General features: G+C 57.7%; 10 protein-coding genes and 1 other RNA gene. 2 read left to right on the forward strand and 9 right to left on the reverse strand.

Going from position 1 to position 11,802, the window contains the following annotated elements; genetic code table 11:
* Positions 1-23 precede the first annotated feature (23 nt).
* A complete protein-coding gene (locus D882_RS0117570; protein ID WP_027924435.1) occupies positions 24-767 on the forward strand; it encodes a hypothetical protein in 744 nt (247 codons plus the stop codon).
* Between the two features lie 237 nt (positions 768-1,004).
* Here the strand turns inward: D882_RS0117570 and D882_RS1000000131665 are convergent, their stop codons facing one another.
* The 9 genes from D882_RS1000000131665 to D882_RS0117610 form a co-directional block, all read right to left on the reverse strand.
* Positions 1,005-1,454, reverse strand: coding sequence for a hypothetical protein (locus tag D882_RS1000000131665; protein WP_050590209.1), 450 nt, complete (start codon positions 1,452-1,454; stop codon positions 1,005-1,007).
* A 205-nt stretch (positions 1,455-1,659) separates the two neighbouring features.
* Positions 1,660-2,057: a transfer-messenger RNA gene (ssrA, locus tag D882_RS1000000132110) on the reverse strand.
* A gap of 114 nt (positions 2,058-2,171) precedes the next feature.
* On the reverse strand, positions 2,172-2,423 hold the full coding sequence (locus D882_RS0117580) for a hypothetical protein (RefSeq protein ID WP_027924436.1): 252 nt from the start codon (positions 2,421-2,423) through the stop codon (positions 2,172-2,174).
* Positions 2,424-2,657: 234 nt separating this feature from the next.
* Positions 2,658-2,933 (reverse strand): hypothetical protein, encoded by a 276-nt coding sequence (locus tag D882_RS0117585; RefSeq protein ID WP_027924437.1) that lies wholly within the window; start codon positions 2,931-2,933, stop codon positions 2,658-2,660.
* 197 nt (positions 2,934-3,130) lie between these two features.
* The gene (locus D882_RS0117590) at positions 3,131-5,941 is read right to left on the reverse strand and encodes an FAD-binding and (Fe-S)-binding domain-containing protein (protein WP_027924438.1); all 2,811 of its coding nucleotides are present in this window, start codon (positions 5,939-5,941) and stop codon (positions 3,131-3,133) included.
* On the reverse strand, positions 5,938-6,609 hold the full coding sequence (locus D882_RS0117595; protein ID WP_027924439.1) for a lactate utilization protein C: 672 nt from the start codon (positions 6,607-6,609) through the stop codon (positions 5,938-5,940). The genes D882_RS0117590 and D882_RS0117595 overlap by 4 nt, the downstream gene beginning before the upstream one ends.
* A complete protein-coding gene (locus D882_RS0117600; protein WP_027924440.1) occupies positions 6,609-8,063 on the reverse strand; it encodes a LutB/LldF family L-lactate oxidation iron-sulfur protein in 1,455 nt (484 codons plus the stop codon). The genes D882_RS0117595 and D882_RS0117600 overlap by 1 nt, the downstream gene beginning before the upstream one ends.
* Positions 8,060-8,884: a (Fe-S)-binding protein gene (locus tag D882_RS0117605; RefSeq protein ID WP_027924441.1), complete on the reverse strand. Its 825-nt coding sequence runs from the start codon at positions 8,882-8,884 to the stop codon at positions 8,060-8,062. Before D882_RS0117605 ends, D882_RS0117600 begins: the two co-directional genes overlap by 4 nt.
* A 152-nt stretch (positions 8,885-9,036) precedes the next feature.
* Positions 9,037-10,731, reverse strand: coding sequence for a lactate permease LctP family transporter (locus D882_RS0117610; RefSeq protein ID WP_027924442.1), 1,695 nt, complete (start codon positions 10,729-10,731; stop codon positions 9,037-9,039).
* A gap of 263 nt (positions 10,732-10,994) precedes the next feature.
* On the opposite strand from D882_RS0117610, the gene D882_RS0117615 reads away from it, so the two are divergent.
* On the forward strand, positions 10,995-11,762 hold the full coding sequence (locus tag D882_RS0117615) for a GntR family transcriptional regulator (RefSeq protein WP_027924443.1): 768 nt from the start codon (positions 10,995-10,997) through the stop codon (positions 11,760-11,762).
* The last annotated feature ends 40 nt before the right edge of the window (positions 11,763-11,802 follow it).

An 11,802-nucleotide genomic window follows, 5' to 3' on the forward strand; every position in this document is an offset into this window, starting at 1 on the left:
AAAGCAGTCGCCTAAGGAATTCCATGAGTGAAAAATTGTTTCCAGAACAGTTAAGAGCGCAATCAGGTGTTTATATTTACTTCCTGTCTCTATATTTTGCAACAGTGGGCGTGCTCTATCTATGGGGATATTGGTCCCCATTTGGCGTTAATATTTTAGAATATGTAAGTCTCACGGATATAGTGAAATCAACGATATATCCCATTGCGTCGGCTTTCATATTTCTGGCACTTGGAGTAATTATGGGTCAGCTGGTGCGTATAGGGCCAACCCTTCCGCCTGGCGAAGGTAAACATACTGCAATAGCACGATTTTTAAGCAGGCATAAACGATTGTTGATTATTCTCTATATTGCCGTAATTTTAACGTTGTTGATTTATGGGCCAGTTGAGAAGTGGCAGGGGGCGTTGCCAGTTTTGCTCGGAGCTCCTATCGCCTTATATGCGAGCGCTCGCAATGTTTTAGCGCGTCAAATTCCAGCGGACGGGTCTCGCACTGTTTGCTTGTTCTTGCTTGCAGTACTTCCTTTTATTGCTTTTGGTCATGGTCAATTAAGAGCAGCCGCCGTCTTGGAGGGCAAAACATTCGACTATGTAATTGATAGTGTTATCGTAACGCCTGATGCACAGCCTCTTCAAAGTACCCGCTTCGTTGGCCATGCTGGTGATTTCTTTTTTTTCTTTGAACCAAAAAAATCGACATTGATAATCTCCAAATTTGAGACAGTAAAAACATTGAGGCTAGGGAGATTCGAGCGCGAGCGATAGTGAGTATCCCAGAATTTAGTCGCGCGAAGTGAGCATAACTGACCGGGAAAGTCCTCTTGGTAAAATGCCGCTTTTCGGTTTCTGGAAAAGGGGGCAGATTTATTTTGAAGGAATAAATCTGTCCCCATTTTTCGACCATCTCTAGCATCCGTTTTGGCGATTGTCAGTCAAGTTCGCGCCAGCGACACGCAGGAGGGTGCGTCCCGAACTTTGCTAACCTCGGGGGGGCGCTAGCTATTAACCCGGATCAACCAATGTCAGTTTAATCATCGCTTTATCAAGTCGCGCGGTCACCTCGCCTGTTTCAAAGCACCATTCACCGGGCATAGTCGTTTTTAAGCCAAGGTCGACGTCGAGCAACCTTGCTTCTTCTTTGGTGATATGGGCGATTTTTAGTGTTCGCTGAAGCATCAGAGCAACTGCTCCGACATCCTTGCCCTCCCAGAACATATTGAAAGCCTGGTCACGGATCAGTGCGCAAGGGACAAGGTGCTCTGTGTGCCCAGTCCCTTTTACAGAGGTCCCATAGATGAGGTGCCTTGAGTGGATAAGGGTATCGAATATCCTGGAGTGCACACGGGCCGCGCGAGGCAACAAATCCTTTTGCTCTTCCCAGTGATGTTGCAACACCCAAGCTGCTCGCTCGAATGCGCGTCGTTTCAGGTCTTCATGTGTATAGCTGGACACGTAGCGCTTCCATAGCTGGTGGGCGAAATGCTTTGCCGGGAAAGGTAACCGGTATTGCTCTGCGCGTGCAGTGGAGGCAAAACGACGAGGGCCGAACCCATCGACTTTGCGGACGCCAGAGTGCAGCCGCAGGGCAGATCAAAAAATCACCAACCCCCAGATGCAACAAAACCCGCACTTGGCGGGTTTTGTTTTGCTTCGGATTTGGTGGAGCCGGGGGGATTTGAACCCCCGTCCGCCAGTACTCCGCTGTCGGTACTACATGCGTAGCCGTTTCTATTAAGTTAACCCTCAGCGACCCGAAGGGCAGGGTGCTTTGGGCGAGTTGTGTAAGTTTTAGCCGCTTCGTCCACAACGTACTGCACGGCGATTCTGTTCTATATGACAATCACTTTGGGTTTACAGACATCCCCTGGTGATTGCTGGACCCGAAGGTACCAGAAGCTCAGGATCTAAAGCTGCTTACGCAGCGAGAGAGAATTCCTGGCCGTAGGTTTCGTCATTGGCAACTATAAGTAGTTGCAACAGTGGATTTACGAGTTCTGTTACCAACTCGGCATGCACCTAAAGTTTCGCAACCGGCGTCGAATCCTAAACGGCCCCGAGCCTGCTACTCGGTGAATCAAAGTGAGCAACAGGCCTGTGCAGTGTACGCCAACACGCTTCAGAAGGCCACCCGCAAGGTGGGCTTCGATTGATCATGGGTTGGTTCGTTGTTCAATTGGCCATCGCCAATGCCTGACTGGCCTCGGTGGCGCATTTTTTGTCATCTTTGGCGGCTTGTGATGCTTTGGCGCTGGCCAACAGTCTTTTGATCTCCGGCGCATTGGTGGCGGTCGCTGGCAGCGAATTCACTTTGGCTTCGAGCTCTTGCAGCTTGCTCGTACACAGGTTGTTGTCCGCAGCAAATACCGGAGAGGCCAACATTGCAGCGCAAATGAACAGACCAGCGAGTGCGGTACGTTTCATGGGTATCTCCTCGAGCGGATAGTCAGCCACGATTGATGGGCTTATCTAAAAGACTACGGCGCGGCACAGTAATTCGGTTTGTGCAAAAAAAGCTATGGAAAAACTGACTGATGGAAGCAATGGCGCTATAAGGGATTATCAAACCCCAAATGCACCAAAACCCGCAATTGGCGGGTTTTGGATGTGTATCGGTTAGCGCCAGCGTGCCAACCCGAAGGTCGGCCCAGAGCCGGGTTACTTCCCGCCTTTGTTCGCGTCCTTGATCATCTTGATGGTGTCATTGGTCTCGGCGATGCAATCGTCAGTACCTTCCTTGGTGCCTTTTGCATGGTCCGCTTGGGCTTGCTTGACGGAGTCCGCTACCTGGTCAGCCATCTCCGCAGGAATCTGTGCCTGTGCGTTTTCGATGGTTTGCAGATTGACCGCGCATAGATCTTTTTCGGCGGCAAACGAGGGGGAAGCCAGCAGTGAGGCAGTAACGAACAGACCAAACAGTACAGAACGTTTCATGTGTATCTCCTTGAACTGAGGCCAGTCATTCTGACCATCAGGACGGGCTGCCGAGTGTTGGGAAGGTCCCACTTTTGCGGGACTTGATCAGTGGACTGCGGCGGCACGTCAGGGTTCTAAATTTTTGCTGTACTGCTGTCGGTTCTGGCAAGAAACACTAAAAAAAGCGCTTGAATGCGCCTTCCTTGAGGTCTTGCTCAGGTCGCCCTAGCCTGGGTAACGCGGTCCACCAGATAGACTAGCCCGTGGTAATCAATGCCGCCATGTTGCGACAGCCCGATCTCACAGGTGCGGCTGGTGGAAATCCCCTCGCTGCACTGCTGCACCGCGTCCTTGAGCGTTCTTAGCGAATGAGCGTTCAGTTCCGGCGTGGTGAAACCCTTGTCACCGGCAAACCCGCAGCAGTGAATCCCTTCAGGAATGACCACGGTTTTGCTGCACTTGCGCGCCAGATCAATCAACGCCTGGCTCTCGCCAAGGTGCTGGGTACTGCACGTGACGTGTACGGCAATCGGCGCTTCCTGTGGTGTGAAATCCAGACGATCCATCAAATGCGTACGGATGAATCGCACCGGGTCGTACAGGTCCAGTCGAACGTCGCCCAGGTCCTGAACCAGCCGCAGCGTGCAGGGGCTGGTGTCGCAGTAAATCGGGTCGAGCCCGCCGCGACTGGCGTGCAGCAAGGCGCCGATCAGTTCCTGGCGTTTGTGTTCGGCCTGTTCGGCGTAACCTTTTGAGGCGAATGGCTGGCCACAGCAGAGGTTGTCCTGATTGTCCGGGAAGACCACTTGGTAACCGGCTTTTTCCAGCAGTCCACGGGTTTTGTCGTACAGCGACATCTGCTCTTTATCACCCGCCGCCGGGCCCATGACTCGCGACACACACGCCGCCAGGTACACCACCCGAGGGCGTTCGTCCGACACGGTCGGGCTGAAGCGAATGGCTTTTTCCGGCTGCGGCATGGCGTTGGTCCACTGCGGGACCTGCCCTTTGGACAGCTTCGTCAGCGTCGCCGACAGCTTCGCCAGGCGTGGCGCTCCCAGCAGCATCCGTGCGCCATTGGCAACGTGCAGGGTGAAACGCGCACCTTGCAGTGCCGTGGCGAAATTGCCTTCCAGCCAGTTGGCGGTTTTCGTACGCGTTGCGTTGCGGCTGCGGAGTTTTTTCACCAGCTCGCCGGTATTGATGCCGACAGGGCAGCGTTGCGCACAAAGACCGGTGGCCGCGCAGGTGTCGATGCCTTGATATTCGTAAGCGGCTTCGAGTTCGTTGGTATCAACGCCTGCGCGTTTTTTCGCCTGAATATCGCGCCAGATCACGATGCGCTGACGCGGGCTCAGGGTCAGGCCTTTCGACGGGCACACCGGCTCGCAGAAACCGCACTCGATGCACTTATCTACAATCTCATCGGCGGCCGGCAACGGTTTCAGGTGCTTGAGGTGGATCTGTGGATCTTCGCTGAGCACCACGTCCGGATTGAGAATGCCATTGGGGTCGAGCAGGCGTTTGAGCTGCCACATCAACTGGTAGGCATCGCTGCCCCATTCCAGTTCGACGAAGGGCGCCATGTTGCGCCCGGTGCCGTGTTCGGCCTTTAGCGAGCCACCGAATTCCACCGCCACCAACTGCGCCACGTCGTCCATGAACGCCTGATAGCGTGCGACTTCTTCCGGGTTGTTGAAGCCTTGGGTGAAGACGAAGTGCAGATTGCCTTCCAGTGCGTGTCCGAAAAGGATCGCTTCGTCGTAGTGATGTTTGTCGAACAGCTCAATCAGGCGATTGACGCCGATGGCCAGTTGTTCCACCGGGAAGGTCACGTCTTCGATGATCACCGTGGTGCCGGTTTTGCGCACGGCGCCGACGGCGGGGAAGGTGTCTTTGCGGATCGCCCAGAGGCGGGCGTTTTCCACCGGGTCTTCGGTGAAGTCGACCTGTTTTTCCATGGGGAACGAGGTCAGCGACGCCATGATCTGCGCCAGTTGTTCCTGCAGCAAAGTGGACGATGCGGCGCGGGATTCGATCAGCAGCGCGCAAGCATTGTTCGACAGCTGTTGTACGAAAGCGGGCATGCCGGGTTTGTCCTGTACCGAGCGCAGGCTGCGACGGTCCAGCAGTTCCACGGCCGACACCGGTTGGCTTTTCAGTACGGTCACGGCGTTGCAGCAGGTTTCCACGTCCGGGAACACGATCAGCGCCGAGGCTTTGTTCGGGTGATCGATCACCGTGTCGTAAGTCACCGCGCTGATAAAGCCGAGGGTGCCTTCGGAGCCCACCAGCAAGTGGCTCAAGATATCCACAGGCTCGTCGAAATCCACCAAGGCATTGAGTGACAGGCCGGTGGTATTTTTCAGACGGTATTTGTGGCGAATTCTTGCCGCCAGTTCGGCGTTGGCGCGCGTCTCGCGGCCCAACGTGGCCAGACGTTCAAGCAACGGGGCGTGGCTTTGTCGAAACGCCGCCACACTGGCCGCGTCTTCGGTATCGAGGCGGCTGCCATCGGCCAGCACCAGCCGAATGCCGGCCAGCGTGTGATAAGTATTCTGCGCCGTGCCGCAACACATGCCACTGGCATTGTTGGCGACGATGCCGCCAATTTTACAGGCGTTGATCGAGGCCGGGTCCGGGCCGATCTTGCGTCCGAACGGGGCCAGCCAGGCGTTGGCTTGTGCGCCGATCACGCCCGGTTGCAGGCGGATTTGCGTACCTTGGCCACGAATCTCGCGACCGTTCCAGTTATCCCCCAACACGATCAGCACCGAATCGCTGATAGCCTGGCCAGACAGGCTGGTGCCGGCGGCGCGGAAGGTCACCGGGACCTGATCCCGTTGCGCCAGTTTGAGCAGCGCCACCACTTCATCTTCGGACTCGACGCGAATTACCAGTTGCGGAATCAGCCGATAGAAACTGGCATCAGTGCCGAAGGCCAATGTCGACAGCGGGTCGTCGAAACGTCGCGCTTGGGGGATCAGTTGCTGTGCATCTCTAAGGAAAGCCGCCGGTAGACTCATTGGTCCTCCAGGATCAACACGACAAGGTCTTTCGGACCGTGCGCGCCGTAGGCGAGGATCTGTTCAATGTCGGCGGTTTTCGACGGGCCGGACACCAGCAAGGCGTTGGTCGGCATGCCGTGGGCCCAGTTGAATTCCTGCTGCACCTGATAGAAGTTGTCGCGAATTTCACTGGCCTTGAGCAGGGCGAAATGCACCGGTGGCACCAGGCTCATCAGGCGCGGCTCTTCCCGCGTCGGCCACAGAATCAGGCTACCGGTGGCCGCGATTGCGCCAAGGGTGCCGGTGAGGCTGGCCGGAGTCTCGTTGAACAACTCGGCTTTCCATTCTTCAATCGGGCGGTCGTAGGCTTTGAGCGCCGGCAGCCCCGGATTTTTCGCCCAATGCTGAGTGATGTGTTCCCCGTGAGGTGTAGTCGGCGCGATCAACAGGCTGGGCAACTGACGATCCTGTAACAACTGGGCCAGCAGCGAAGGCCAGCCTTTGCCCGATGTCAGGTGGATTTCGGTGTGCACCGCTTCCATCAATTTGCGCAGCTGCGGAATGCGTTGTTCAGCGGTGTAGGTGTAGGGCGCTGTCACCAGTTCGACGTCGAACTCGTCAGGCACCGGCGTAGTGCCGGTCAGACTTTTCCGTAACTTGGCGAGGATGTTTTGTCTGGCGCTCATCAACGGTCTCCCTGTTTGGCCAAATGCTCGCGGGCCATGTCGTGCAGTGAGCGGGCGGCGGGTTTGGGGGCGCTGTGGTTCTGCGTCCACGGGCCGATATGGTTCGGCGTGAGCGCGCGCAGCCGTGTGGCGAAGAAACCGAACAGCCGATACAACGTCGGCGAACTGTTGAGCTTCGCCCAGGCATTCCAGATGAACCGTTCTTTGCGCGAATACTTGCTGCCTTGGCCGCGCATGACTTGATGCGGGCTGTCCGGGGCTTTGACGTTCTCTTCCCGCAGGCGACGCAGCAATGCAGGGATCGGGATTTTTACCGGGCAGACTTCGCCGCACGCACCGCAAAGGGAGGAAGCGCTGGGGTGATCCGGGACTTTCGCCAGGCCGACCATGTGCGGCGTGATGATTTTTCCGATAGGCCCAGGGTAAACCTCCCCATAGGCGTGGCCGCCGATTCGGGTGTAGACCGGGCAATGATTCATACAGGCGCCGCAGCGGATGCAGTTCAGGGTCTGGCGCAGTTCGCTGTCGGCAAATGCCTGGCTGCGACCGTTGTCGAGCAAGACCAGGTGCACTTCCTGAGGACCGTCGAGTTCATGCGCCTTGCGCGGCCCGGAGATCATGTTGACGTAGGTGGTGATCGGAATGCCCAGCGCCGAACGGGTCAGCAGTGACAGCAGCGGCACCACGTCGCGCAGGTTTTCCACGACTTTTTCGATACCGGTCACGGCGATGTGCACCGGTGGCACCGACGTGGTCATGCGCCCGTTGCCTTCGTTTTCCACCAGCAACAGGGTGCCGGTTTCGGCCACGGCGAAGTTGACACCGGAGACGCCGATGTCCGCTTCGAAGAATTTCTGCCGCAAGACTCTGCGACCGATCTGAATGAGTTGGTCAACGTCCTTTGTGTATTCCACGCCAAGTTTGTCGTGGAACAAGGACGCGACCTGACCGGCATTCTTGTGGATCGCCGGCATAATAATGTGTGAAGGCTTCTCGTGGTCGAGCTGGACGATGTACTCGCCCATGTCCGATTCCAGGCATTCAATGCCCTGATCAGCGAGGAAATGATTCATCTCCATCTCTTCGCTGACCATCGATTTGCCCTTGATCACTTGCCGCCCCTCGTGAGCGCGGATGATCGAGAGGACGATGCCATTGGCTTCGTCCACCGTTTCCGCCCAGTGCACTGTCACACCGTTGCGGGTCAGGTTCTGTTCAAGCTGCTCGAGCAAGTCGGGCAACTTGGATAACGCACGGGCGCGGACAGCATTGCCCAGCGATCGCAAATGTTCTCTTTCGTGGGCATCGCTGAAGGACGCTGCCCGTTTTGTCATCAGTGAATCCATCGCAGTGCGAAAGTTGTTTCGCAGTTGCTTGTCGTCCAACGCCTTGTGAGCCCGGGCACGAAAATCTTCGTCGACGCTGACCGTCGGAATAATCGTGGAAGTGCTCATCGGGCACCTCCGGTTCGCTGCCAGAGGAAACTGGCCAGGTGCTGGCCGCGCAATGCTTCCTGCTGTTTCTCCAGCGAGCCGTTGATGTTCATCAGGCAACCGCAGTCGGCACTGAGTACCTTGTGCGCGCCAGATTCCTTCAACGACCGGGTCTTGTCCGCCACCATCGCGCCGGAAATGTCTGGCATACGGACGCTGAACGTCCCACCGAAGCCACAACATTCGCTTTCGTGGTCGTGATTGACCCGCTCCACGTTGCTCAATTGCGCCAATAACTCGCGACCGTGCAGGTGGGTGTTCATTTCCCGGCGTGCCGAGCACGACGTGTGCAACGCCACTTTGACCGGCTCACCGCTGTCCTTGAGCTGCACCTTGCAGACAAACAGCAGGAACTCGGCCAGTTCGTACGTCCGGGCGGCGAGCGCCTGGACTTGCTTCAACGTGTCCGGCTCGTCCTTGAACAAGTCGGCATAGTGTTCGCGCAACATCCCGGCACACGATCCCGACGGCACCACCACCGGAAAATCTCCGGCGAACAGCGCCAGTTGCGAACGCGCCACGGTCCTTGCCTGCTCGGTGTAACCCGAGGTGTAGGCGGGTTGTCCGCAGCAGCTTTGCCCTTGTGGGTACTCGACACGAATGCCTTCGCGTTCCAGCAAGTGGATCGCGTCCATCCCGGCTTCCGGGTAGAACAAGTCCACTACGCAAGTCCCGAACAGGTACACCCGTGACGGTTTCTCGCTGGGGTATTGCCGAGGCTCGGGCAGTGGCGGGGCGACGCGGGTCGCGTTCGGCACAGCGTTGTAAAAAAGCTCGCTCATCAGGCGTGTCTCCGGGTGAGTCCCGGTTATCCGTCCGCTGAGGCTGCTGAATATAGAGCGGGAAGCTTTCAGCAGCCTTGCAGACCGGGTTGTGAATTGCTGACGCCGGAATCGTGGTCCGGCGTCGGTTTTTGCGTTTTAACCTGTAGTACTTAATGCACCAGCATGCCGGTGAACCAATAGGCCTGAGCCAGGGTGATCAAGCCGACTATCGTTGCAAAGAATAGGCTGTGCTTGAGGGTGAAGCGGAACAGATCCGATTCCTTGCCCACCAAGCCGGTTGCGGCGCAGGCCACGGCGATCGATTGTGGCGAGATCATCTTGCCGGTCACGCCGCCGCTGGTGTTTGCCGCCACCAGCAACACATCGCTGACACCGATCTGGTGTGCGGTGGTCGCTTGCAACGAACTGAACAGGGCGTTGGACGAGGTGTCGGAGCCGGTCAGGAACACGCCCAGCCAGCCGAGGAACGGCGAGAAGAACGGGAACGCTGCGCCCGTCGCTGCCAACACCAGCGCCATGGTCGACGACATGCCGGAGTAGTTGGTGACGAAGGCGAACGCCAGCACCATGCCGATGGACAGGATCGGCCAGCGCAGTTCGTAGAAGGTCTCTTTAAAAGTGGTCAGACCAGTTTTGAAGTTGATCTTCAGCACCAGCATCGAGATCAGCGCAGAGAAGAAAATCGCCGTGCCGGTCGCGGAAATCGGGTCGAGCTTGAACACTGCCGGGATGGCCGTCGGGGCCGCCACGATCGGTGCCACCTTGATCACCATTTGATCCAGGTGCGGGATGGCGAAGTTGAACACCCAGCTGTACATCGAACCACCGGCCGCGAACATCGCCTTGAACGGCTTCAGGGTCCAGATGGTGACGAGTACGGTGAGGATCAGGAATGGCGACCAGGCTTTGAAGATTTCACCGAGGCTATACGGCGAGGCCACGGTGGTGCGCGGTTGACCGAAACCACCGACGCTGGCGGTCACCACGGACGCCGAGACGGCACCGGCAATGTGTTGGCCGGCGGCGCGTTTCGGCTGCCAGACTTTCAGGAACAGGGTCAGGGAAATCAGGCTGACCAGGGCCGAGGTGATGTCCGGCAGTTCCGGGCCAATGAAGTTGGATGTGAAGTATTGGGTGATGGCGAAGCTCAAGCCGGCCACCAGCGCGGCAGGCCAGGTTTCCTTCACGCCGCGCATGCCGTCCATCATGAACACCAGCCAGAACGGCACGAACAGCGACAGCAGCGGCAGCTGGCGACCGGTCATGGCGCCGATCTTGAACGCGTCGATACCGGTCACTTGCCCGGCCACGATGATCGGGATCCCCAAGGCGCCGAATGCGACGGGCGCAGTGTTGGCGATCAGGCACAGGCCGGCCGCGTACAGCGGATTGAAGCCCAGGCCGACGAGCAGGGCAGCGGTAATCGCCACCGGCGCACCGAAACCGGCAGCGCCTTCGAGGAATGCACCGAAGCAGAACCCGATCAGCAACACCTGCAAGCGCTGGTCGTCGGTGATCGACAGTACCGAGCTACGGATCACTTCGAACTGACCGCTCTTGACCGTCAGTTTGTACAGGAACACAGCCGCCACGATGATCCAGGCAATGGGCCACAGACCGTAGGCGAAGCCATAACCGGCGGCGGCGAACGCCATGTCGACCGGCATCTGGAAGGCAAAGATCGCCACGGCAATCGACAACGCCAAGGTGATGCTGCCGGCCACATGGCCTTTGAGGCGGAACACCGCCAACGCCAGGAAGAAAAATACGATGGGGATGACGGCCGCGAGGGCGGAGATGCCGAGACTGCCGAGCGGGGTGTAGAGCTGTTGCCAGGTTTGCATATGGGGTGGCCCCTAATTGTTGTTGGTCAGGCACTGGGCAGCGTTCTTGGTTAATTGGTAATACCAATTTACAATCGCTGTTGGCTAGGGTAAAAGCCTTCTGTGCGGTGTGTCAATTTGCCGCCCTAAAACTTTTGTCGAATACGCCGTGTGTAATGCCGCTGACCGGCCTGATCGAGCGTCTTCCTGGCAGGTGCTGACGCCGCGCCAATAGGCCAGAATAGAGAGCCCGGCGAGCGGTCGGGATCGTGGAGAAGTGAGTTATGGGGTTTGATCAGATACGTCAGCGCCGTTTGTCTGACGATATTGTCGAGCGGCTCGAGGGGATGATCCTTGAAGGCACGCTGAAGTCCGGTGAGCGCTTGCCGGCCGAACGTGCACTGGCCGAGCAGTTCGGCGTGTCGCGCCCTTCGTTGCGCGAGGCGATTCAGAAACTGGCAGCCAAGGGCTTGCTGGTCAGTCGTCAGGGCGGTGGCAATTATGTCGTCGATTCGCTGGGGTCGACCTTCAGCGATCCATTGCTGCATCTGCTGGAAAACAACCCCGAGGCGCAGCGCGATCTGCTGGAATTTCGTCATACCCTGGAAGCGTCATGCGCTTATTACGCGGCTTTGCGCGCCACCGATGTCGATCGCGAGCGGCTGACGGCAGCGTTTGAGGTGCTCCAGGACTGTTATTCGCGTCATGACGACGTGAGTCGGGCCGAAGAGGGCGCGGCGGACGCCAGTTTCCACCTGGCCATTGCGGAAGCCAGTCATAACGCGGTGCTGCTGCACACGATTCGCGGGTTGTTCGACCTGCTCAAGCGCAACGTGGTGACCAACATTGGTGGCATGTACAAGCAGCGCACGGAAACCCGCGACATGCTGATCACGCAGCATCGGGAGTTGTACATGGCGATTATCGAAGGGCGGGCGGAGCAGGCGCGGGAAGTTTCCAGTCGCCATATTTTGTATGTGCAGGAAGTGCTGGAAGAGGTGCGTCAGGAAGTGCAGCGCATGGCTCGGGCGGAGCGGCGCAAGGGGATGTAGTCAGCAAACGATCATTCCCACGCAGAGCGTGGGAATGATC

It is taken from the genome of Pseudomonas sp. URMO17WK12:I12 (assembly GCF_000514395.1).
In the GTDB taxonomy this organism is placed as follows: domain Bacteria; phylum Pseudomonadota; class Gammaproteobacteria; order Pseudomonadales; family Pseudomonadaceae; genus Aquipseudomonas; species Aquipseudomonas mucoides.